Here is a 22,626-nt window from a genome sequence, read left to right as displayed (position 1 = left end):
TCAGCCCTCCGCGATCCACGCCAGCGCGTCGGCGCCAGAGAGGCTCCTCGGCAGAGCGAGGAAGTCGGCGGTGGCCTGGACGGCGGTCTCCAGCTCGCGGCTGTAGACCTCGCGTGCGATTTCGGTGGCGCCGAATCGGGTGAGGTGTTCGGTGACGAACTGGGTGTCGAGCAGGGTGTAGCCGCCGGCGCGCAGACGCGCGACCAGGTGCACCAGGGCGACCTTGGAGGCATCGGTGCAGAAGGAGAACATGCTTTCGCCGAAGAAGGCGGCGCCGAGCGACACCCCGTAGAGCCCGCCCACCAGTTCGCCGTCCTGCCAGGCTTCCACCGTGTGGCAGTGGCCGAGGCGGAAGAGGTCGCCGTAGAGAGCGCGGATGCGGCGGTTAATCCAGGTCTTCGTGCGGCCCGGTGCCGGTGCGGCACAGCCGTCGATCACGCCGTTGAAGCTGGTGTCGATCCGGATCTCGAAGAGGTCCTGGCGGACGGTGCGGGCGAGCCGCTTCGGCAGATGGAAGCCGTCGAGCGGCAGCACGCCGCGCCAATCCGGCTCCACCCAGAAGAGGGTCGGATCGTCGGCGCTTTCCGCCATCGGGAAGATACCGCAGGCATAGGCCTTCAGCAGCACCTCCGGGGTGATGGCAAACGACAGATCGTCCCGCCCGGTCATCCTGAAGCCTCGACTTGACACGCTGCCGGCCAGGGCGACCGACAAGGGCATGATCCGGTTATGACACGGAAACGCCAGCGACGTCAGCCACCTGTCCCGCTCTGGCGATGGGCGGCGTGGATGCCGTAGGCCTCCAGAATGCGCGCGAAGGTCCAGCCGGCCGCCTGCGCGCGGTTCGCGCGCCCGACCTCCCGCGGCTGGTGTGCGGCCGCGGTGGCGAGCGCCTCGGCGGCCGAACGCGCGTCGCCGGGGGCATAGAGCGGGTTGTCCGTGCCGGCGAGAAACTCCTCGTAGATGCCGTAGCGCGGCGCCACCACCATCTTGCCGCGCTGCATGGCGAGATAGAAGACGCCGGAATTGTTGTGCGGCGGCCGGCGCGGGATGAGCACGACGTCGAGGTCGTCGATGAAGTCGGTCAACGCGTCGTCGCTGAAGTGGCCCTCGTGCAGCGTCACCCCGCCGCCCCACCGCGCCCAGCGGCGCAGGAGCGCCCGGCCGAGCCGGTTGGAGGTGGCGAGCCGGCCCATGACGTGGAGCTCAGCCCCGTCGCGGCGGAAACGCTTAAAAGCGGCGACCAGCAGGCGGAACTCCGCCACCTCCCGGATGGAGCCGAAGAAACCCACGCGAAGCGGACGCCCGGCCGGCGGCGGCGGCACGCGCGTCGGCACGAAGGAGTTCCGGTAGCTGAAGGGCGGGTGCACCCGATGCCGCAGCGAAGAAAGCTCCGGATAGAGCGCGAGCGTGCTCCGCCGCGAGTGTTCCGAGCAGTGCCCCACGGTCTCGCAGGCCGCGTAGAAGCCGGTGACGAGCGGCCGATAGGCGGGATTGGCGCCGTCGATGTTGGGCACCAGATCGTGCATCTCGCCGATCACCCGCGCCCGCCGGCCGAGGAGGGCGAGCCGGTCGAGAACGCGCGCGGTGTCGTCCGGCTTCGGCGGAAACCAGCCGCTGAACTCCTCCGGCCATTGCAGGTGGACCAGGTCGAACCGGGCACCGTTGTCGAACAGCCGGTCCCGGCCGGTCGCCACCAGATGACCGAGGTCCCGGTAGGCGTCGGCAAGGCCGTCCACGAACACGGCCTCGTCGGACGGGATGAGCACGGAGAGGCGGTGCATGGGGTGATCCTGCGGCAGGGCGGGAAGCCTACCGCAGGAGGTGCGAACCAAACGTCAACCGATCGGGAGAATCGCACCCGTCGGCGCGATCCTCAAGCTTCGAACGGCTCCGTCGCCAGCCACTTCTCCAGCCAGTGGATGTCGTACATGCCGTTGGCGATGTCCTGGTTGTCCACCAGGTGCCGGAACAGCGGGATGGTGGACTGGATGCCGTCCACCACGAACTCGTCCAGGCAGCGGCGCAGCCGCATCATGCATTCGACCCGGGTGCGGCCGTGCACGATCAGCTTGCCGATCAGGCTGTCGTAGTGCGGGGGGATGTTGTAGCCCTGGTAGACGCCCGAATCGACCCGGACCCCGAGCCCGCCCGGCGGATGCCAGTAGCTGATCTTGCCGGGGGAGGGCGCGAAGGTGGCCGGGTTCTCCGCGTTGATCCGGCACTCGATGGCGTGGCCGTTGAAGGTCACGTCCGACTGGCGGATCTGCAGCGCGGCGCCGGAGGCCACCTTGATCTGCTCGTTGACGAGGTCGATGCCGGTGATCATCTCGGTCACCGGATGCTCCACCTGCAGGCGGGTGTTCATCTCGATGAAATAGAACTCGCCGTCCTCGTAGAGGAATTCGATCGTCCCCACACCGGCGTAGTTCAGTTCGGCCATGGCGTCGGCAACGATCTTGCCGATCTTGTCGCGGCTCTCCTGGTTGAGCGCCGGCGACAGCGCCTCTTCCCAGACCTTCTGGTGGCGCCGCTGCAGCGAGCAGTCGCGCTCGCCGAGGTGGATGGCGTTGCCCTGGCCGTCGCCCAGCACCTGCACCTCGATGTGACGCGGCTTCAGCAGGTACTTCTCGATATAGACGCTGTCGTCGCCGAAGGCGTTCTTGGCCTCCGAGCGGGCGGAGGAGAGCGCCATCGACATCTCCTCCTCGTTGAGGGCGACGCGCATGCCGCGCCCGCCGCCGCCGGCGGCTGCCTTCACGAGCACCGGATAGCCGATGTCGGCGGCGATGCGGTGGGCGTCCTCATCGGTGGTGACGGCCCCGTCGGAGCCCGGCACCACCGGGATGCCGAGCCGCTTGGCCGTCGCCTTCGCCTCGATCTTGTCGCCCATGATGCGGATGTGTTCCGCGGTCGGGCCAATGAAGGTGATGTTGTGCGCGGACAGGATGTCGGCGAAGCGCGCGTTTTCGCTGAGGAAGCCGTAGCCCGGGTGCACCGCATCGGCGCCCGTGATCTCGCAGGCGGCAAGCAGCGAGGGAATGTTGAGATAGCTGTCGCGCGCCGGCGGCGGCCCGATGCACACGGACTCGTCGGCAAGACGCACGTGCATGGCGTTGGCGTCCGCGGTGGAATGGACCGCGACCGTCTCGATGCCGAGCTCCTTGCAGGCGCGGAGCACCCGGAGCGCGATCTCGCCACGGTTGGCGATGAGGATCTTGTTGAACATCGGGCGCCGCACGCTCATTCGATGATGAGGAGGGGTTCGCCAAATTCCACTGGCTGGCCGTTGTCGACGAAGATGGCGGTGACCTTGCCGGCCCGCGGCGCGGCGATCTGGTTCATGTGCTTCATCGCCTCGACGATCAGGACGGTCTGGCCCTGCCGGACCACGTCGCCGACCTCCACGAAGGACCGGGCCCCCGGTTCGGCCGCGAGATAGCAGGTGCCCACCATGGGGGAGGTCACGGCGCCCGGATGGGTCGCCGGGTCGGGAATGCCGCCGCCGGCCGGCAGCGGAACCGCCACGGTGGCGACCGCCGGGGCAGGCGCCGAACTTGCTGGCGCGTAGGACTGCACGGCGGGGGCGCGGGCGACGCGGACACGCAGCTTGTCCTGCTCGACCTCGATCTCGGTCAGGTCGGTCTCGTCCAGGATGGCGGCGAGCTTGCGGATCAGGTCGTAGTCGATGGATTTCGTAACCATGGGACAGTCAGGACTCCGGCCGGGATCAGTCGGCGAGGATCGCGGCGATGGCGTCGAGCGCGAGCAGGTAGCCTCTGGGGCCGAGGCCGACGATCACCCCGCTCGCCACAGGCGAGACGAAGGAGTGGTGCCGGAAGCTTTCCCGCGCATGGACGTTGGACAGGTGGACTTCGATAAGCGGAACGCCGGTGCCCTTGATCGCGTCATGGAGCGCGATGGACGTGTGGGTGTAGGCGCCCGGATTGATCACGACGCCGGCCTTACGGCGCCCGGCCTCGTGGATCCAGTCCACGAGGTCACCCTCGTGATTGGACTGGCGGAACTCCATGGCAAGGCCGAGGCTCCCGGCCTTCTCCCGGCACGCCAGCTCAACGTCGGCCAGAGTCGCGGCGCCATAGACGCCGGGCTCGCGGGTACCGAGCAGGTTGAGATTGGGTCCGTTGAGGACGAGGACGTCGCGTGCCAAGGGGGATTCCGACAAGCCGTACTGGAATCGCGCCGAAAGGGATGCCCCGGCACGTTCCGCCCCCTTATAGGCATTCGGCCCTGGGAAAAAAAGGGCATGGCAGCCGTGTTGTCGCACCAGTGTCGCACGGGGGCCGACCTGCGCGACCGGTCATGCCCCGCCCGGGCGGTCAGCAGACGGCCTTGCCGCACTCGCGCATGGCGATGATCTTGGTCTTCAGGTCGTCGACGCCCACCGCGCCGAACACCACCTCGTTGCCGATCACATAGGTCGGCGTTCCGGAAAGGCCGAGGCGGTTGGCGACCGTGTAGACCTCCTCCAGGGTGTTGGCCACCTCCGGATCGCCCATCTTGGCGCGAATGGCGTCGGCGTCCATGCCGAGTTCCTCGATCACCGTGAAGGCGCGCTTCTCGTCCGCCTGCCCGCGCCCGGTGAGGAGCGCCTTGTGGAAGTCGAGGTAACGGTCGGGCGCGGCGAGGTTCACCGCCACCGCCACGCGCGCGGCCTCCACCGAGCCGGGTCCCAGGATGGGGAATTCCTTCAGGATGATCTTCACATCCTTCTCGTCCAGAAGGGCGAGGGTGTCGTCGAGGGCGCGCTTGCAGTAGCCGCAGTTGTAGTCGAAGAACTCCACAAGCGCGATCGGTGCGTTCGGATCGCCGAGCACCACCTGCCGCGACGAATTGTAGATCAGGTCCTCCATGGACGAGACGGCGGCGGTGCGCGCCTCCTGCTCGGCCTGCTGGCGCTTCTGCTCCAGCGAGACCAGCGCCTCCTGGATGACCTCCGGATTGGCGAGGAGATAGTCCCGCACGATGGTCTCGATCGCGGCCTTCTCTTCGGCGGTCATCGGCTCGGCCGCGGGGGCAGGCGCCGCGGTCATCAGAAAGCCGGCGACGGCGAGCGACGGCAGGAGGCGAAACATCGACAAGGGGAACACTCCGGTGCGGCAGCAAATCACGAGCGGGGCGGATTGTACGTGACGATGTCGTCCGCGCGAAGCCACGCCGGGCTGCCGCGCTTCAACTTCGCTTGAGCCCTCTGGGCATACTGCTTGGCGGCCTTGATGTCGCCGCCGGCGAACGCGCCTTGCGCGGTGGCGAGATCCGCAAGGGCGATGTTGCCGGTGCGCGCATGGGCGATGGCCAGCTGCCGGTAGCCGATGCCGTTGTCCGGGTCGTCGCCGAGCCCCTTGGTCAGGTGCTCGATCGCCTCCTTCAGCACGCCGTCCTCGCCGCTCGCCACCAGCGCATGCCCCAGCATGACCCGGATCAGGCCGGCCTTCGGGGCAAGCTTCACCGCGCGGCGGAGCGGCTCGATGGCCTGCCGGGGCTGCCCGCTTTCCAGAAGAATCTGGCCCTTCAGCTCCTGGAAGAAAGCGTTGGACGGCACCTGCTCGATGAGGGCGTCCACCGCCCGGACCGCGGAGCGAGGATCCCCGTAGCGCCAGGCCACCACCGCGCGGGCATACTGGGCGGCAAGCGAGGTGTCGTTCGGCGGGTAGGCGCGGGCGGTCTTGTTGGCGTCCCCGGTGAAGGCGACGAACTTCGCCCTGACGAGTGCGTGCCGCGCCACAAGCGACGGGTCGTCCGCCTTGCCGAAGTGGCGGCTCTGCTCGGCGACCGTGCGCACCTGCGACAGCCGCTCGGCGGCGAGCGGGTGGCTCAGCGCATAAGGATCGCTGAACATGGCCGAGAAGAGCTGCTGATCGGCCAGCCGCTCGAACACGTCGAGCATGCCCCGGGCCGATTGGCCGGTCTTCTCCAGGTAGGTGAGGGCGGCCCGGTCGGCGGCGCTCTCCTCCGTGCGCTGATAGGCGAGGAGGCTGCGCTGGCCCATCTGCGCGCCGCCCACCGCCGCCGCGGCACCGGCCCGGCCGGCGCCCGGCACGCCCGAACTGCTGCCGCCGACGGCCGCCGCCGCGCCGCCGATCATGCCGATCGCCGACAGGATCTGTGCCTTGCGGATCGCTTCGCGCAACCGCGCCAGGTGGTTGCCGGCGAGATGCCCGGTCTCGTGGGCGATGACGCCGATCAACTCGTTCGGCGTCTCCGACTGCATCAGAGTGCCGGCGTTGATGAAGATATGCCGGCTGTCGGCCACGAAGGCGTTGAACGACGGGTCGTTGACGATCTTGATCTCCACCGTCGCCCCGCCGAGCCCGGCGGCCTTGAGGATCGGGCGGGCGTAGTCGGCGATCAGCGCCTCCGCTTCCGCGTCCCGGATCAGCGACACCCGTCGCCCTTGCGCGAAGGCGGGCGCCAGGGAGGTCAGCACCATGGCGCCGGCGGTCGCGGCGATCACGGCGAGGGATGTCAGGCGCATGCGTCTCATGATCTCTCCACCCGGTACCGCCGGCCCGCCCCGGTCGAAGGGCCGGGTCCGCGGGTCTGGTCAGCCTCGTCCCCACCTGATAGCGAGGATCGAACCGTTCGATCCGAACGCCAGAAGGTAGGTCCCGGCCGGGATCGGGTCAAACGGAACGGCTCCCGGCTGATGGAGCGCGAATTCGGCGAAGTTTCGACCGGCGGTCCGGTGCCTTTTCGGCCGGACGCGCCGCCAAGGAGGCCTGATGCAACCGTCCCGCCGCAGCAATGTCGCGCCCTTCCTCGCCATGGACGTCATGTCGGCCGCGAACCGGCTGGAGCGCGAGGGCCGATCCATCATCCACATGGAGGTGGGGGAGCCGGGCGCGCCGGTGCCGGCCGCCGTCCGCCTCGCGGCCGAGACGGCGCTCGCGCGCGGCCGGGTCGGCTACACGGAGGCGCTGGGTCTGCCGGCGCTCCGGGCGCGCATCGCCCGCCACTACCAGGACCGCTACGGCATCGCGGTGCCGGCGGACCGGGTGGCGGTGACGCAGGGCTCCAGCGGTGCCTTCAACCTCGCCTTCCTGGCGCTCTTCGACGTGGGTGATCGGGTCGGCCTGCCGACGCCGGGCTATCCTGCCTACCGCAACATCCTGCTCGCTCTCGGCCTGGAGGTCGTCGAGATCCCGACCACGGCCGAGGATCGCTGGCAGGTGACGCCGGCCCTTCTCGACGCGGCGGCGGCTGGCGGGCCCTTGAAGGGGCTGATCGTCGCCTCGCCGGCCAACCCGTCCGGCACCATGATGACGGCCGAGGGCGTGGAGGCCCTGATGGTCGCCTGCCGGGAGCGGCGGATCAGTCTCGTCATGGACGAGATCTACCACGGGCTCGTCTATGCCGGCGGCGAGACCACGGCGCTCGCGCACGGCGACGACGTGGTGGTGGTGAATTCCTTCTCCAAATACTACTGCATGACCGGCTGGCGGATCGGCTGGATGGTGCTGCCGGAGACGCTCGTGCGGCCGGTGGAGCGGATCGCCCAGAACCTCTTCATCTCCCCGTCCGAGATTGCCCAGCACGCCGCGCTCGCCGCCTTCGAGGCGGGCGAGGAACTGGAGGCCGTGAAGGCGGTCTATGCGGCCAATCGGGCCTTGCTGCTGGAACGCCTGCCGGCATTCGGCTTCGACGACCACCTGCCGGTGGACGGTGCCTTTTACTTTTACGCCAGCGTGCGCCGTTTCTCCAACGACAGCGTGGACTTCGCCCGTCGCATGCTGACCGAGGCGGGCGTTGCGGCCACGCCGGGGCCGGACTTCGACACGGACCGGGGCCACGCCTACATCCGCTTCTCCTTCGCCGGCCGGACGGACGCGATGGTGGAGGCCTGCGACCGCCTGGAGCGCTGGCTGCGCTAGAGCATTCTCCGATCAAGTTGCATGACTTGATCGATGAGAGAATGCTCCAGCAAATCGAATCTGGAGCGATTTCTTCTCGACCTGACGATTCCGTCAGGTCGGAAAGCGCTCTAGGGAAGTGAGGCGGCCTTCGGGATCAGGCGTTTGCCAGCGGGGGCGGACCGGTCCCATCGCCGGAGAAATGGGCCGGATGGTTGCTCCTCGCAAAGCGAATGAGCAGCCGGGGAAAAGGCATCGTATTCAAATTGCTCTATCAGTTTTCGGACTCGCCGTGCGAAGGCGGAGAGCGGTGCACGGTGGGAGCCGTTCGGCCGAAAAACGAAGGCCGGCGGAGCCCTGGAGCCCCGCCGGCCTTCGGTGTTGGTTTGTCGCGGGCGGCGTGTTCGCCGCCCACAGGGTCAGAAGAAGCTGCGGCGCTGCCACCAGCCGGAGCGCTTCGGACGGTCGTCCTCCGGCTCGGGCATGGGACGACGGACAGGAGCCGGGGCGGGTTCCGCCGCGGCGGCGGGCTCCACCGGTTCGTGGCCGTTGGTGCCGTTGGGGCTTGAGTCGGTCTCCGTCACCGGCATGTCGCCGTCCGCGTCCTGGTCGGAAACCGCTTCGACCGCCTCCTCGACCGGAGAGGCGGCCGGCACCTGCGACATCCGCTCGGCAACCGACAGCGGCTCCGACCGCTCGGCCGGCGCTTCGTCGGCCGCCTGATAGGCCGGTTCTTCGGACGTCTCGTCGTCCGCGTCCTCGGACGCGCTCTCCAGCACTTCCGCCGCGGACGGCAGGATGGCGTGGAGGTCGGTTCCGCTGTCCTCGCCACCGGCGGCGGCCGCATAGCCGCCTTCCGGCGCAGAATGGCCGGTTTCGGGGCTCCCGTACCCGCTTTCGGCGGCGGTGGGCTCAGTCCGGTCGTCCTCGCCGAGCGCAGCGTCGACGGTTTCGGTCAGGATGGCCTCGCCCTCGGCGGCGCTCATGACGCCATCGGCGGCCTCGCCCTCGGCGCCCGTGCCGTTCCGGCGGCGACCACCGCGGCGGCCCCGTCGGCGCGACCGACGCTTGCCGTCGCCCGCGGCGTCGTCGCCGCCCTCGGCGGTCTCGCCCTCGGCCGTGGTGACGGCCGCCTCGGTGTCCTCGGCGGCGCCGATTTCCTGCTCCTCGTCGCCCTCGTCCTCGTCGGACTCGCCATCGGCGCGGGCGGCGACGGCGTCATCGCCGGTGCCTTCGGGACCGCCGGGACGCCGGCGGCGCCGGCGGCGGCGCTTGCGGCGGCCGCCCTGGTCGTCCTCGGTCCGCTCGGCGCCGCGGTCGGCGCGCGGACGCTCCTCGCGGGCCTCCACGGTCTCCTCCTCGGCCTCGTCGTCGGTTTCCTCGACGATGTCGAGGTCCTCGTCGTCGTAGGGCTGGACGCTTTCCGGGGTGAGGGTGGTCGGCGGCGGGGGCGGCAGCGGGTTGAGGATGATCTCGCCGCGCTCGAGCGCGAAGTGCTGGTTGCCCAGGTGCTCGTCCGCCGCGATGCTGACGTTGAGGCCGAAGCGGGCCTCCAGGTCGGCGAGGTGGCGGCGCTTCTGGTTGAGGATGTAGAGCGCCACGGCGGTCCGGGTGCGGACCGTCAGGTGGTGGGTGACGCCCTTCAGGAGCTGGTCCTCGAGCGCCCTAAGCACATGAAGCGCAACGGATTCCGTCGACCGGACGATGCCCGCGCCGAGGCAGTGCGGGCACACCTCGGTGGAGCCTTCCAGGACGCCGGTGCGGATGCGCTGGCGGCTCATCTCCATCAGGCCGAAGTGCGAGATCCGGCCGACCTGGATGCGGGCGCGGTCGTTCTTCAGGCATTCCTTGAGCTTGCGCTCGACCGACTTGTTGTTCTTCGACTCCTCCATATCGATGAAGTCGATGACGATCAGGCCGGCGAGGTCGCGGAGGCGGAGCTGGCGGGCGACCTCCTCGGCGGCTTCCATGTTGGTGGCGAGCGCAGTGTCCTCGATGTTGTGCTCGCGGGTCGAGCGACCCGAGTTCACGTCGATGGAAACCAAGGCTTCGGTCTGGTTGATGACGATGTAGCCGCCAGACCGCAAGGTCACCTGCGGCGAGAACATGGCATCGAGCTGCGGTTCGACGCCGAAGCGCGCGAAGATCGGCACCAGATCACGGTAGGGCTGGACGTTCTTGGCATGGCTCGGCATGAGCATGCGCATGAAGTCTTTCGCTTCCCGATAGCTTTCTTCGCCGGAAACGAGAACCTCGTCGATGTCCTTGTTATAGAGGTCGCGGATGGACCGCTTGACCAGCGAGCCCTCCTCGTAGACGAGGGTCGGCGCGGCGGACCGCAGCGTCAGTTCTCGCACGTTCTCCCAAAGACGAAGCAGGTATTCGAAGTCGCGCTTGATCTCCGCCTTGGTCCTCGACGCGCCGGCGGTACGCAGAATGACGCCCATTCCTTCCGGAACCTCGAGATCGTAGGCGATCTCCTTGAGGCGCTTGCGGTCGGTGACGTTGGTGATCTTGCGGCTGATGCCGCCGCCACGGCCGGAATTGGGCATCAACACGGAATAGCGGCCGGCGAGCGACAGGTAGGTGGTGAGCGCCGCGCCCTTGGTGCCGCGCTCCTCCTTGACGACCTGGACGAGCAGGACCTGGCGGCGCTTGATCACCTCCTGGATTTTATACTGGCGCATCCGGGGCTTACGCCGCTCGGGCACCTCCTCCAGGGCATCCTCGGCGCCGACGGACTCCACGTGGTCCTCGTCGTCCTCGGAGGTGGCGGCGCCGGAGCGCGGCGCGTCGGCGCCGTGGAAATCGTCGCCATGATCGCCGCTACTGTCGCCGTTGTAGCCGCCATTGTAACGGCCGTTGTCGCCACCTTCGTCGCCGGTGTAGCCGCCATTGTAGCCGACGTTGTCGCTACCTTCCTCGGACGCCTCGCTGACGCTGGCGCCGGGCTCGCTCGCCTCGGCCATGGCCCGGGCCGGAGCCCGCTCGCGCCGCGACCGGGAGCGCCGCTCGGCCTCCTCGCGCTCCTCGCGCTCCTCCGCCTCGATCAGCGCCTGCCGGTCGGCGACGGGGATCTGGTAGTAGTCGGGGTGGATTTCCGAGAAGGCCAGGAAGCCATGGCGGTTGCCGCCATACTCCACGAAGGCCGCCTGGAGCGACGGCTCCACGCGGGTGACCTTGGCCAGATAGATATTACCTCTCAGTTGCTTCTTGGTGGCGGACTCGAAGTCGAATTCCTCGACCCGGCTGCCACGGACCACGACTACCCGTGTTTCCTCCGGGTGGGTGGCATCGATAAGCATCTTGTTGGGCATTGCGGTCGTACTCCCGGCCGCGCCGGTCCGCCATCCTGCCGCCATAGGGGCAGGGCGGTCCGCGCAGGGCCGTCGATAGGGGTGTTGCGTGAGGGGGATTGGAACGAAGCCCGGCGAGCCGACTCCAACGCCGCACCGGATGCATGCCACGCACCCGGCTGTCTGGTCGCTGTCGTCGGCCTTGTGTTCGCCACGTCCGGCTCGTTCCCGAGGTCTGCAGTCGCCGCCCGTCGCGGGCGGAACGAAATGGTGTGCGGTCCGCCGGTCCCATGAAGGGCCGCGCGGGCGGAGCCGCCGTCGTTTCGCCACCGTCGTTGGAACGTGAGCACGGCCTTGTCTCCACCGGGACAGGACCGTGAGGGACGGTCGACCTGCCGTGACGGTGGGGTCGGGTTCGCTTCAGAATGCCGACCGGCGTCCGCGCTTCATCGCGAGCCCCGTTCTTCGAAGACCCCGAACACCACCCCGAGAGCGGATTGCCCGAGAGTGGTAAGAAGGTCTTCTATTGGCCGCACTCAGAATGACCGAGGCGAGGATTCGGGCTCCTGATCCTTGTTCTAAGGATCGATGGCGTGCAATGCAAGTCTGTAACGCCCCGCGCGGGCGCCAAACCTTCACATCGGAGGTCTCGTCGACCGCCCCGGTCCGGATCACCGGCGCCCGCCCGCCCGAGGGGCGCCCGCCATTCATGCCGAGATCGTTAAGAAGGCATTAACATGCGGGCGCTACCGGATTAGGGATGACGACCGTTCAGGGAAGTTCGCTCTTGAAGCTGGCCGCCACGCATCGCCTTCGCCGCGCCGTCCTTGCTGCCGTGCTGATTCTGGCCGGCGCGACCCTTGCCCGCGCCGAACTGCCGTCGGACCCGGCGGTCGCGCCGCCGGTGTCGGCGGGGGGCGTGTTGCTGCCGGTGGCTTCCGACGCCCGCGTGGTCGGCGACGGGGAGCGCACGCGCTTCGTGCTCGACCTCTCCGGCCCCGTGGAGATCAGCGCCTTTACGCTCGGCGATCCCTACCGGGTGGTGGTGGACCTGCCGGAGGTGACCTTCCGCCTGCCGGACGACGCGGGCCTCACCGGCCGCGGCCTCGTCACGGGCTGGCGCTACGGCCTCTTCGCGCGGGGCCGGTCGCGCCTCGTGATCGACGCCACCGGGCCGGTGACGATCGACGGCGCCTTCGTGCTGAAGGGCGCGGAAGGGGCGGCCGCCCGGCTGGTGGTGGACCTGGTGCGCAGCACGCCGGAGGACTTCCAGTCCGCCCTCCAGAAGACCGCGCTGACCCGGGAGGCCTCCAACACGGTGGGCGTGACCAAGGGCGACCGGCTGCGGGCCGACAGCGGGCGCGAACGGCCGCTAATCATGCTCGACCCCGGCCACGGGGGTGTCGACGCCGGCACCATCGCGTCGAGCGGCATCAAGGAGAAGGACGTGGTCCTCGCCTTCGCGGAGGATCTGAAGCGGCGCCTGGAGGCGACCGGTAAGGTGGACGTGTCGATGACGCGCACCGACGACACCTTCATCCCGCTCGGCGACCGGGTGCGGATCGCCCGCGAAGCCGCGGCCGACCTCTTCGTCTCGATCCACGCCGACAGCGTGCGGGAGGACCATGTGCGCGGCGCCACCGTCTATACCCTTTCGGAGCGCGCCTCCGACCGGGCGGCCGCCGCGCTCGCCGACAAGGAGAACGCCGCCGACGCGGTGGCGGGGCTGGAACTGGAGCCCGCCGAGGCCGGCGAGGTCTCCGACATCCTGATCGACCTCACGCGGAGGGAGACGCAGACCTTCTCCGCCTCCTTCGCCAACACGCTCGTCGGCGAACTCTCCAACACCACCCGGATGATCCGCAACCCGCACCGCTCGGCCGGTTTCTGGGTGCTGAGGGCGCCGGACGTGCCGTCCGTGCTCCTGGAGATCGGCTATCTCTCCAACGAGGAAGACGAGCAGCTGCTGACCAACAACGATTGGCGCGGCAAGGTCGCGGACGCGGTGAGCGCCGCCATGCTGCGCTTCCTCCAGCCGAAGATCGCCGCGGCGGGGCAGTGAACAACGGGCCATTGTCCAAGGGTTTCGGATGATTGCGCGGTCGGCTTGTGGTAATCCCGCAACGGACCGGTCCCACGTTCGCCATAAACCGGGACGAGTCTCTACCGTTGAGAAGGCTGGCCCGCGCCGGCCGCCCGGACGGGGTCCTCGGACCCGCGGCCGGAGCGGACCGGCCGGCGGGTATCGGGGCGTACGCGCCGGCAGCAGGACAGCGCCCGACCGGCGCGCCCGCACCGCGCAAAAACAGAGTTCAGAGGCAGTATGATCTTCGTTCGGTTCTTCGGCTGGCTGTTCGCGATCGGCGCATTCATGGTGCTGATCGTCGCCGGCGGCGTTGCGCTCTACCTCGCCGCGATGAACGAGGACCTGCCCGACTACACGCAGCTGAAAAAGTACGAGCCGCCGGTGATGACGCGCCTGCACGCCTCGGACGGGCAGCTCGTCGCCGAATATGCGCGGGAGAAGCGGCTGTTCCTGCCGATCCAGCTCATTCCGGAAAACGTGAAGTACGCCTTCCTCTCCGCCGAGGACAAGGACTTCTACAGCCATCCGGGCATCGACATGGTGTCGATCGGCTCCGCCGTGGTGCGCAACGTGGACCTGGTGATGAGCGGCCGCCGGCCGGTCGGCGCGTCCACCATCACCCAGCAAGTGGCCAAGAACTTCCTCCTCACCAACGAGCAGTCGATCGAGCGCAAGGTGAAGGAGGCGCTCTTGGCGCTGCGCATCGAGCAGGCCTTCTCCAAGGACCAGATCCTGGAGCTCTATCTCAACGAGATCTATCTCGGGCTCGGCGCCTATGGCGTCGCCGCCGCCTCGCTCACCTATTTCGACAAGTCGGTGGCCGAGCTGACGCTGGCCGAGGTGGCCTATCTGGCGGCGCTGCCGAAGGCGCCGAACAACTACAACCCCTTCCGCTTCGGCGACCGCGCCCTGGAGCGCCGCAACTGGGTGCTCGACCAGATCGTGGCCAACGGCTACGTGAGCCGGGAGGAGGGGGAAGCCGCCAAGGCCGAGCCGATCAAGGTGGTGAACCGCAACCGGGGCGCCAGCGTCTTCGCCGCCGACTATTTCGTGGAGGAGGTGCGCCGCAACCTCATGTCCATGTACGGCGAGAAGGGCCTCTACGAAGGCGGCCTTTCGGTGCGCACCACGCTCGACCCGGAGATGCAGCAGCAAGCCCGCGCCGCCCTCCACAAGGGCCTGATGAAGTTCGACATGGAGCGCGGCTGGCGCGGCCCGGTGAAGACCATCGAGCCGTCCGGCGACTGGGGCGCGGCGCTCGCCGACGTGCCGGCGCTCTGGGACCTTCCGGAGTGGCGGCTGGCGGTGGTGCTCTCCGCCGGGGCCTCGGAGGCGATCATCGGCCTGCAGCCGGCCAAGACCCCCACGGGCAAGGTGGTGACCGAGCGCGAGCGCGCCACGCTGCCGCTTTCCGAGATGACCTGGGCGCGCTGGGCCACCGGGCCGAAGCGCGGCGCCAAGCCGACGGCGGTGAGCGACGTGCTGACGCCCGGCGACGTGGTCTATGTGGAGAAGGTGGCGCCCGGCACCAACGGCGACGTCTACCGGCTGCGGCAGGTGCCGGAGATCTCCGGCGCGCTGGTGGCCATGGACCCGCTGACCGGTCGCGTGCGGGCGATGGTGGGCGGCTTCTCCTACGCGCAAAGCGAGTTCAACCGGGCCACCCAGGCGATGCGGCAGCCCGGATCGGCGTTCAAGCCCTTCGTCTACTCGGCGGCCCTCGACAACGGCTACACCCCCGCCTCGGTGGTGATGGACGGGCCGATCGAGGTGGACCAGGGACCGGGCCTTGAGATGTGGCGGCCGTCCAACTACGGCGGCGGCTTCGGCGGGCCTTCGACCTTGCGCACCGGCATCGAGCGCTCGCGCAACCTGATGACCGTGCGGCTCTCCCAGGACATGGGCATGCCGCTGGTGGCCGAGTATGCCAAGCGGTTCGGCGTCTATGACGACATGAAGCCGCTGCTCTCCTTCTCGCTCGGGGCGGGCGAGACGACGGTGCTGCGCATGGTCAACGCCTATTCGATGATCGCCAACGGCGGCCGGCGGGTGCAGCCGACGCTGATCGACCGCGTGCAGGATCGCTTCGGCCGCACCGTCTACAAGCACGACCAGCGCATCTGCGACGCCTGTTCGGCGGAGGACTGGCGCGGCCAGGACGAGCCGGAACTGGTGGACGAGCGCGAGCAGGTGCTGGACCCGATGACCGCTTACCAGATCACCTCCATGATGGAGGGCGTGGTCCAGCGCGGCACCGCCACCGCCGTGAAGGTTCTGAACCGGCCGATCGCCGGCAAGACCGGCACCACGAACGACGAGAAGGACGCCTGGTTCGTGGGCTTCACGCCGGACCTCGCCGTCGGCGTCTTCCTTGGCTACGACAATCCGCGGCCGATGGGGCAGGGCTCCACGGGCGGCCAGATGGCCTCGCCGGTGTTCCGCGACTTCATGCAGCTGGCGCTCGCCGGCGAGCCGCCGGTGGAGTTCCGCGTGCCGGAGGGCATGGCGTTGATCCCGATCGACCGCAAGACCGGCATGCGCTCCGGCGGCGGCGACGGCACCATCATCGAGGCCTTCAAGCCCGGCACCGGCCCGGCCGACAACTACAACATCATCGGGTACGACAGCCAAGCCTACACCGGGCCGACAACGGTGAACCCGGAGGCGGACCGGGCGGCGGTGACCGGGACGGGCGGGCTCTATTGAGCGCTGGGTGAGGGGGTGGCGAGGCTGGTGGCCACCAACCTCGCGCCATCGTCCGCGCGCGGTTTCCGCGGGAGCGGTGCGCGCTGGAACCTTCGCGCGGTTTCCGGGGGAGCGGTGAAAGCTCTCGGACCCTAGCGCGGTTTCCGGCGGAGCGGTACGCGCGCTCGAACCCGCGCTTGGTGCTCGGTGGAGCGGTGCGCGCTTCGAACCCTCGCGATCGTCATGGTCCGGTTCAGCCGGACCACCCACGCATTACCCAGAGCTGACGGGTGGTCGTTCAGCCTCGTCGCGAAATGCGTGGGTGGTCCGCCTTCGCGGACCATGACGAGGTTGGTGGCGGCGGTGGCGGTGGCGGTGGCGGCGGTCCCGGCGGGGGGCGGGGGGATGCCTGGCGGCGGGCTGTCATCGGGCGTTTACATCGCTGGCCTTCGTCCCTATGGTCCGCCCGCCGCGCGGGACTTGCGCGGCGGCGCGGCCGGGTTCGACGTCCGGTCCGGCGCTCCAATCCAACCTCCGCTATCGAAGGATCACGCCCATGCGTGCCGAGATCGAGGCCATCGTCGACGAGATCGAGCAGGGTATGGCCCTGCTGAGGAGGCATCTTTGACTGGGATGCCTCCCAGCAGCGCATGGCCGAGCTGAACGGCTTCGTCGAGGATCCGACCCTCTGGAACGACCCGGAGCGCGCGCAGAAGATCATGCGCGAGCGCACCGACCTTGAGAGCCGCATCAACGGCTACCTGCAGCTGGAACGCGACCTGAAGGACAGCGTGGAGCTGATCGAGCTCGGCGAGATGGAGGACGACCAGACGGTCGTCGCCGACGCGGAGACGACGCTGAAGGGCCTCAAGGACGAGGTCGTGCGCCAGCAGATCGAATCCATGCTCTCCGGCGAGGCCGACGGCAACGACGCCTATCTGGAGGTGAACGCCGGCGCGGGCGGCACCGAGAGCCAGGACTGGGCGAACATGCTCCTGCGCATGTATACCCGCTGGGCGGAGAAGCGCGGCTTCAAGGTGGAGCTCCTGGAGCACCACGACGGCGAAGAGGCCGGCATCAAGAGCGCCACCATCCAGGTGAAGGGCCACAACGCCTATGGCTGGCTGAAGACCGAGTCGGGCGTGCACCGCCTGGTGCGCATCTCGCCGTTCGACAGCCAGGCGCGGCGGCACACGTCCTTCTCGTCGGTGTGGGTCTACCCGGTGGTGGACGACAAGATCGAGGTGGACGTCAGCGAGGCCGACGTGCGCATCGACACCTTCCGCGCCTCCGGCTCCGGCGGCCAGCACGTGAACACCACGGACTCCGCGGTGCGCATCACGCACATCGCGACCGGGATCGCGGTCGCCTGCCAGTCGGAGCGCTCGCAGCACAAGAACCGGGCGACCGCCTGGCAGATGCTGCGCGCCCGCCTCTACGAGGTGGAGCTGAAGAAGCGCGAGGAGAAGGCGATGGCCGACGCCGCCGGCAAAACCGACATCGGCTGGGGCCACCAGATCCGCTCCTACGTGCTGCAGCCCTACCAGCTGGTGAAGGACCTGCGCACCGGCCACGAGAGCACCGATCCGGCGAGCGTGCTGAACGGCGACCTGGACAGCTTCATGGAATCGACGCTCGCCCAGCGGGCGTTCGGCAAGCAGCCGATCGACATCAAGGATGTGGATTGAACCCTGGCGGTCGGGATGACTGACAGGAAGGGGCGGGCCGGCGGTCCGCCCCTTCGTCGTTCAGGACCCGGGCGATCACTCCTCGCCGTCGTAGTAGGCCTTGCGGGCGCCGCGGTCGTAGATCTCGCCGAGGGCGGCAACGTTGACCTTGTTGCTGTCCGGGTAGAGGCAGACGTCGGCGTCGTCCTGGTTGCCGACGAGCACGTAGCGGACCGTCTCCTCGGTGTGGTTGAAGAGGCAGTGCTCGTCCGGCACGTTGGCCGGGAAGGCCACGTAGTCGCCGGCCTTCATGACGTGACGGGCCGGGCCGATCCGCACGGTGAGCGCGCCGGTGAGGACGAGGACGTGCTCCTCCTCGCGGGTGTGCCAGTGGGCGGGGCAGGTCTGCTTGCCGGGCGGCAGTTCCTCGACGACGACGCCGATGCGGTAGGCGTCGCCGATCGTCGCGCGGGAAAGGTGTTTCCAGCGGGCGCCGTAGCGGCCGCTGTGGCTCGACTGGGTCCAGGGGACGTCGTCGACGGCGATGGGGACGTTCGGGCGGCGGGCGGGATCCGGGTCTGACATGGGGGCGCTCTCCGGTGCGGGCGGGTTGGCGCCGGGCAGTCTGCCACGGGCGCGGTCGACCCGTGTCAGCAGCCGGTGCGCGGGATCCGTCCGGCATACCGGCGCGGGCCGGTTTCCCGCCTCAAGACGTGGCCCAGGGAAAGCCGCGGCTTGCGACGGCGACGAGGCGCTTGGCGTCCTCCACCGCGAAGGTGAGGCGGGCGAACTGCTGGATCTCGTCGCCGGAAAGGCCCGGCGCGAACAGATAGCCCTGGCCGAGGAGATGCCCCCAGTCGGCCAGCATCTGGCGCTCGGTCTCCGTCTCGACGCCCTCCACCACCACCTCCTTGCCGAGGGCGGCGCCGACCGCGATGACGGCGCGCACCACGGCCTGGCAATCCGGATTGCGCGGCAGGTCGGCGATGAAGCTGCGGTCGATCTTGATCTGATCGAACCGGTAGGCGATCAGATACTGGAAGGACGCGTAGCCGACGCCGAAATCGTCGAGGGCGAACCGGACGCCGGCCGCGGAGAGGGTCCTCATGGCGGCGTCGTGGCGCCGGTCGAGGAGCACGGTCTCGGTCACCTCCAGCATCAGCCGGCGCGCCGGCATGCCGGTCGCCTTCAAGGTGCCGAGCACCATGTCGACGAAGTGCGGACAGTCGAGCTGGAGCGCCGAGATGTTGACACCGAGCGTCACGCTTTCGGGCCAGTGAACGGCGGTGTGGCAGGCCTCCGAGAGCACCCACTCGCCGAGCGGACGGATGAGGCCGGTCTCCTCGGCAACGGCAATCGCCACGTCCGGCCGGATCGGGCCGAGGCGCGGGTGGTGCCAGCGCAGCAGCGCCTCGGCGGCGGAGATCACGCCGGAGTTGAGGTTCACGATGGGCTGGAAGACGAGGCTGAAGGCGCCCGCCTCCAGGGCGGCCCGCAGCTCCCGCTCCAGGGTGACGCGGTTGACGGCCTCGGCCTCGAGCGCGCCCTCGAACACCAGCGGTTCGCTCGCCTTCTGGCGGCGGGCGGCATGGCGGGCGATCTCCGCCCGGCGCCAGAGGTCGTCGCCCACGGTGCCGTGGCTCGGCGCGAGTGCGAGGCCCACATGGGTCGGCACCGACATTTCGGTTGTCTCCAGGCGGAATGGGCGGGCGAGGTCGGCGCCGAGCGCCCCCAGCGTGGCGAGCACCCGCTCCGGATCCGCGCCGAGCCAGACCACGGCGCCGAACAGGCCGCCGGCTGGCCGGCCGATGGGCGCGCCGGGCGGCAGGAGCGCGCGCACACGGTCGCGGACGGCCCGGAGCACCTGGTCGCCGATGGCGCGGCCGTGGATGTCGTTGAGCGCACCGAGGTCGTCGATCCCGATCGACAAGAGGGCGAACTGGGCGCGGCCGGCGGCGCAGTGGCGGGCCGCCTCGTCGAGCAGCGACGCGAAGGCCGCCTCGCCGAGAAGGCCGGTCACCCGGTCGGTGGCCTGCTGCCGGTCGAAGGCGCCGACGGCCGGCTCGCCGCCGAACGGGGTGTGGATGGAAATCCACCCGCCGGACGGCAGGGGGTGCTCGGTCACGTGAACGAGGCGGCCGGCTTGCGTGGTGAGCATGTAGGTCATCGGCGCGCCGGTGGCGACGACGGCGGCGCGGGCATTGCGGCAGATGGCGGCGTGATCCGGCTTGAAGAGACGCGCGGCGGCGATGGCCGAAAGCACATCCGCGTGGTCGGAGCCGGGCGTCAAGGCCACGTCGGGCAAGCCGTGGAGCCGACTGAAGGCGAGGTTCGCGACCACGAGGCGCCGGTCGGCGCCGTAGACCGACACCCCCTCGGGCAGGCTTTCCAGGGCGCCCATGATGGCGCGCGCGTCGAGATCCGTACCCTGCACCGCGCCGGCCATGCGGCCGATCGCGCCCTCAACGGCCGAAGCCCCGCCGACTGCCGCCGCGAGCGGGCAGATGACGGCGGCCGACGGGTTGGTTTCGGCTGCGGTGTTGAGGAGCATGCTGGGCAGACCCCCGAGTGGGAACGCGACGACTCCCTTCTAGGCATGAAATGTTAAAAATGACGATAGAGAAGATACGTGAAGAGAATAATTAGATGTGGAAACAATCGGAGATTGTGTGCCAGTCTTACCTTCAGTTGAGCAGTGACCGGATTTCCCGCCCGGCCTTCAGGTAGGCGAGAGGGTTCACGGCGGTGCCGTCGACGCGGGTCTCGTAGTGGAGATGCGGACCGGTGGACCGGCCGGTGGAGCCGACCCGGCCGACCACCTGCCCGCGCGCGACCCTCTCGCCGACCTTCACGTCGATGCGGGAGAGGTGGGCGTAGCGGGTGGTGAGGCCCTTGCCGTGGTCGATCTCGATGAGATTGCCGTAGCCGCCGTTGCGGCCGGCGTTGATCACCCGGCCGGCGGCGGTGGCCGTCACCGGGCGGCCGGTTGGGGCGCGGAAGTCGATGCCGGCGTGGAAGGCCGACGAGCCGAGGAAGGGATCGGACCGCGAGCCGAAGTTCGACGTGACGGCCGCGCCGGCGAGGGGCTCCACCACCGGCAGGAGGTCCACCGCCGACTTGAGGTGCTGCAGGCGGCCGAAGGCGGCGGCGGCGTCCTCCATGGCGGCGGCGAGGGCTTCCGGGCCGTTGATCGGGATATAGGGGCCGCCGACGGCATCCGCGTCGGACGCCGCGCGCGGCGCATCGGCGGGCGGCTTCAGGGTGACGCCGAGCTTCTTGACGATGCGCTCCACCTTGTCGGCCCGGGCGAGAGCGGCGGTGCGGATGGCCACCACGGCGGAGGTCTGCTCGGCGTTCATGCGGGCGAGGTCCTCGGCCATGCGCTTCAGGTCGGGCCGGGTGTCACGCTCCCCGCCGTCGCCGTCCGGCGTGCCGGTGAGGGCGGCGAAGCTGCGGTCTATGGCCTCCGCCGGATCCGGCGCATAGGCGGCGGCACCGTCGGCGGGCGCACCGAGGTCGGCGCGCTGGTCGCCCTTGGCGTCGGCGCCGGCGAGGAGGCCGGACGAGCGCGCCTGCTCGATCAGACCGGAGACGGCACGCTGGCGGTCGTCGAGCGCGCGCTGGGCCGACAGGAGGCGCTCCACCTTGTCGTCATAGGCCACCTGCTCCAGGAGCTGGCGGCTGGCGATCTTGTCGATCTCGGACCGCAGGCTGGCGATCCGGTCCTCGTAGGCCTGCTGCAGGTCGGCGTTGCGGGACACGGACGCGCTGATCAGGTTGTCGCGAAACGCCAGATAGGCGGTGGAGCCGATGAAGCCGAGAGCGATGAGAATGCCGAACCCGGAGAAGAGCGCCGCGAGCCACGGTCGGATCGTATAGGAGTGCGCGTCGTCGCCCTTGACGACGACGATGCGCCGGACAGCGGGCTGGGCGCGATAGCGATCATGGGCGCGCTGTTTCGCCATGGGTATGCGTCTCCGACAGGCGTGTCCCGGGCATGGGGCATCGGAGTGATTAGAAAGCCTTAGGGTTAATGAAGGTTTATGCGCCCGTATCGCCGTGACCTGAGAGCCGGTCATCATCCGATAAGACTTGCGAGGGGCTTGTAGAAGCCGGGGGTGAGGCCGGCTTCGGAGCGGGCGCGGTCGTTGAAGGGGGGCTTCAGGGCGCCGCGGAAGCAGGCGCGCACGAGGTCGTGGAAGGCGGGCTCGGGGGCGCGGCGCTGGCGGTCGCAGAGGAAGCGGAACCACTTGGCGCCGAAGGCCACGTGGCGGCGCTCGTCGCGGTAGATCACGTCCAGGATGGCGGCGGTGGCGTGGTCGCCGGTCTGGCGCACCTTTTCGCCCATGGTGGGCGTCACGTCGAGGCCACGCGCCTCCAGCACCAGCGGGATGACGGCGAGGCGGGCGGTGAGGTCGTGGCCGGTGGCCTCGGCCGCCTGCCAGAGGCCGTCGTGAGCGGGGAGGTCGCCGTAGGCGGCGTCGAGTTCCTTCAGGCGGCGGTCGAGGAGGGCGAAGTGCTTGGCCTCTTCCAGGCCGACCTGGACCCAGTCGTCGAAGAAGGAGCGGGGCATCGGCTCGTCGATGAAGCGGCCGATGAGGTCCCAGGTGAGGTCGACCGCGTTGAGCTCGATGTGGGCGAGGCTGTGCACGAGAGCGACCTTGCCGGACCCGGCGCCGCCGCGCGACCGGCGCGGCATGTCGCGGGGGGCGACGAGCAGGGGCCGGTCCGGCCGGCCGGGGCGGGACGGCATCGGGCCGGCGACGCGGGCCGAGCCGCGGGCGAGGCGGCGGCCGAACCAATCGCGCGCGGTGCGGTAGGCGATCGAGACCTTGAGGGCGAGGTCGGGCGTCGCCACGATGGATCGCGACCGCTCGTAGAGGGTGTCGCCGAGGGCGGCGGCGTCGAGATCGGCGCCTTCGGTCTCGGAGAGGAGCGGCACCAGGGAGCGATCGGTCATGGCGGTCTCATGGTGGGGTGAGCGCGGAGGGTGAGCCGCGCTCGGGATTTTCGCCTGCGGG

The 22,626-nt window shown here is 69.4% G+C and carries 16 protein-coding genes; 4 read left to right on the top strand and 12 right to left on the bottom strand.

Going from position 1 to position 22,626, the window contains the following annotated elements:
* The 7 genes from aat to BUQ68_RS03950 form a co-directional block, all read right to left on the bottom strand.
* Positions 1-669 (bottom strand): leucyl/phenylalanyl-tRNA--protein transferase, encoded by a 669-nt coding sequence (aat, locus tag BUQ68_RS03980; RefSeq protein ID WP_075214629.1) that lies wholly within the window; start codon positions 667-669, stop codon positions 1-3.
* 83 nt (positions 670-752) lie between these two features.
* Complete coding sequence (locus BUQ68_RS03975; protein WP_075214628.1) at positions 753-1,784, bottom strand: glycosyltransferase; 1,032 nt, start codon at positions 1,782-1,784, stop codon at positions 753-755.
* Positions 1,785-1,876: 92 nt separating this feature from the next.
* Positions 1,877-3,229 carry an acetyl-CoA carboxylase biotin carboxylase subunit gene (gene accC, locus BUQ68_RS03970; protein ID WP_075214627.1) on the bottom strand — a complete coding sequence of 451 codons (1,353 nt, stop codon included), beginning with the start codon at positions 3,227-3,229 and terminating at the stop codon, positions 1,877-1,879.
* Between the two features lie 14 nt (positions 3,230-3,243).
* Positions 3,244-3,705 carry an acetyl-CoA carboxylase biotin carboxyl carrier protein gene (gene accB, locus BUQ68_RS03965; RefSeq protein WP_075214626.1) on the bottom strand — a complete coding sequence of 154 codons (462 nt, stop codon included), beginning with the start codon at positions 3,703-3,705 and terminating at the stop codon, positions 3,244-3,246.
* Positions 3,706-3,730: 25 nt separating this feature from the next.
* Positions 3,731-4,171: a type II 3-dehydroquinate dehydratase gene (gene aroQ, locus BUQ68_RS03960; protein ID WP_075214625.1), complete on the bottom strand. Its 441-nt coding sequence runs from the start codon at positions 4,169-4,171 to the stop codon at positions 3,731-3,733.
* 169 nt (positions 4,172-4,340) lie between these two features.
* A complete protein-coding gene (locus BUQ68_RS03955; protein ID WP_075214624.1) occupies positions 4,341-5,096 on the bottom strand; it encodes a DsbA family protein in 756 nt (251 codons plus the stop codon).
* A gap of 32 nt (positions 5,097-5,128) precedes the next feature.
* The gene (locus BUQ68_RS03950; RefSeq protein WP_175577726.1) at positions 5,129-6,496 is read right to left on the bottom strand and encodes a M48 family metalloprotease; all 1,368 of its coding nucleotides are present in this window, start codon (positions 6,494-6,496) and stop codon (positions 5,129-5,131) included.
* Positions 6,497-6,743: 247 nt separating this feature from the next.
* Here BUQ68_RS03950 and BUQ68_RS03945 point away from each other — a divergent pair, with 247 nt between their 5' ends.
* A complete protein-coding gene (locus BUQ68_RS03945; RefSeq protein ID WP_075214622.1) occupies positions 6,744-7,892 on the top strand; it encodes a pyridoxal phosphate-dependent aminotransferase in 1,149 nt (382 codons plus the stop codon).
* 398 nt (positions 7,893-8,290) lie between these two features.
* On the opposite strand, the gene BUQ68_RS03940 is transcribed toward BUQ68_RS03945, so the two are convergent.
* Positions 8,291-11,188 (bottom strand): Rne/Rng family ribonuclease, encoded by a 2,898-nt coding sequence (locus BUQ68_RS03940; protein ID WP_075214621.1) that lies wholly within the window; start codon positions 11,186-11,188, stop codon positions 8,291-8,293.
* 739 nt (positions 11,189-11,927) lie between these two features.
* Here BUQ68_RS03940 and BUQ68_RS03935 point away from each other — a divergent pair.
* The 3 genes from BUQ68_RS03935 to prfB all read left to right on the top strand — a co-directional run bounded on the left by BUQ68_RS03935 (position 11,928) and on the right by prfB (position 17,626).
* Entirely contained in the window at positions 11,928-13,229 is a 1,302-nt protein-coding gene (locus tag BUQ68_RS03935) for an N-acetylmuramoyl-L-alanine amidase (protein WP_083656251.1), read from the top strand.
* Positions 13,230-13,490: 261 nt separating this feature from the next.
* Positions 13,491-15,959: a penicillin-binding protein 1A gene (locus tag BUQ68_RS03930; protein ID WP_075214620.1), complete on the top strand. Its 2,469-nt coding sequence runs from the start codon at positions 13,491-13,493 to the stop codon at positions 15,957-15,959.
* Positions 15,960-16,494: 535 nt separating this feature from the next.
* A protein-coding gene (prfB, locus tag BUQ68_RS03925) for a peptide chain release factor 2 (RefSeq protein WP_139315146.1) occupies positions 16,495-17,626 on the top strand; the annotation gives its coding sequence in 2 pieces (ribosomal slippage) (positions 16,495-16,563 and positions 16,565-17,626; 1,131 coding nt in all).
* 75 nt (positions 17,627-17,701) lie between these two features.
* Here prfB and BUQ68_RS03920 read toward each other — a convergent pair.
* The 4 genes from BUQ68_RS03920 to BUQ68_RS03905 form a co-directional block, all read right to left on the bottom strand.
* Positions 17,702-18,190 (bottom strand): cupin domain-containing protein, encoded by a 489-nt coding sequence (locus BUQ68_RS03920; RefSeq protein WP_075214618.1) that lies wholly within the window; start codon positions 18,188-18,190, stop codon positions 17,702-17,704.
* Between the two features lie 121 nt (positions 18,191-18,311).
* Positions 18,312-20,156 carry a putative bifunctional diguanylate cyclase/phosphodiesterase gene (locus BUQ68_RS03915; RefSeq protein WP_075214617.1) on the bottom strand — a complete coding sequence of 615 codons (1,845 nt, stop codon included), beginning with the start codon at positions 20,154-20,156 and terminating at the stop codon, positions 18,312-18,314.
* Positions 20,157-20,289: 133 nt separating this feature from the next.
* On the bottom strand, positions 20,290-21,570 hold the full coding sequence (locus BUQ68_RS03910) for a M23 family metallopeptidase (RefSeq protein WP_075214616.1): 1,281 nt from the start codon (positions 21,568-21,570) through the stop codon (positions 20,290-20,292).
* 113 nt (positions 21,571-21,683) lie between these two features.
* A complete protein-coding gene (locus BUQ68_RS03905; RefSeq protein WP_083656248.1) occupies positions 21,684-22,565 on the bottom strand; it encodes a ferritin-like domain-containing protein in 882 nt (293 codons plus the stop codon).
* Positions 22,566-22,626 lie beyond the last annotated feature (61 nt).

The sequence above is a fragment of the Mongoliimonas terrestris genome (genome assembly GCF_001927285.1).
Taxonomy (GTDB): domain Bacteria; phylum Pseudomonadota; class Alphaproteobacteria; order Rhizobiales; family Pleomorphomonadaceae; genus Chthonobacter; species Chthonobacter terrestris.
This window is presented reverse-complemented; position numbering and strand designations above follow the sequence as displayed.

Excerpts from the sequence above, each read along its gene's own strand:
- BUQ68_RS03930 (WP_075214620.1), top strand. The coding sequence starts at position 13,491 with ATGATCTTCGTTCGGTTCTTCGGCTGGCTGTTCGCGATCGGCGCATTC.
- BUQ68_RS03950 (WP_175577726.1), bottom strand. The coding sequence starts at position 6,496 with ATGCGCCTGACATCCCTCGCCGTGATCGCCGCGACCGCCGGCGCCATG.
- BUQ68_RS03975 (WP_075214628.1), bottom strand. The coding sequence starts at position 1,784 with ATGCACCGCCTCTCCGTGCTCATCCCGTCCGACGAGGCCGTGTTCGTG.
- BUQ68_RS03940 (WP_075214621.1), bottom strand. The coding sequence starts at position 11,188 with ATGCCCAACAAGATGCTTATCGATGCCACCCACCCGGAGGAAACACGG.
- aat (WP_075214629.1), bottom strand. The coding sequence starts at position 669 with ATGACCGGGCGGGACGATCTGTCGTTTGCCATCACCCCGGAGGTGCTG.
- BUQ68_RS03915 (WP_075214617.1), bottom strand. The coding sequence starts at position 20,156 with ATGCTCCTCAACACCGCAGCCGAAACCAACCCGTCGGCCGCCGTCATC.
- BUQ68_RS03905 (WP_083656248.1), bottom strand. The coding sequence starts at position 22,565 with ATGACCGATCGCTCCCTGGTGCCGCTCCTCTCCGAGACCGAAGGCGCC.
- BUQ68_RS03935 (WP_083656251.1), top strand. The coding sequence starts at position 11,928 with ATGACGACCGTTCAGGGAAGTTCGCTCTTGAAGCTGGCCGCCACGCAT.
- accC (WP_075214627.1), bottom strand. The coding sequence starts at position 3,229 with ATGTTCAACAAGATCCTCATCGCCAACCGTGGCGAGATCGCGCTCCGG.
- BUQ68_RS03945 (WP_075214622.1), top strand. The coding sequence starts at position 6,744 with ATGCAACCGTCCCGCCGCAGCAATGTCGCGCCCTTCCTCGCCATGGAC.
- BUQ68_RS03910 (WP_075214616.1), bottom strand. The coding sequence starts at position 21,570 with ATGGCGAAACAGCGCGCCCATGATCGCTATCGCGCCCAGCCCGCTGTC.
- BUQ68_RS03920 (WP_075214618.1), bottom strand. The coding sequence starts at position 18,190 with ATGTCAGACCCGGATCCCGCCCGCCGCCCGAACGTCCCCATCGCCGTC.
- accB (WP_075214626.1), bottom strand. The coding sequence starts at position 3,705 with ATGGTTACGAAATCCATCGACTACGACCTGATCCGCAAGCTCGCCGCC.
- BUQ68_RS03955 (WP_075214624.1), bottom strand. The coding sequence starts at position 5,096 with ATGTTTCGCCTCCTGCCGTCGCTCGCCGTCGCCGGCTTTCTGATGACC.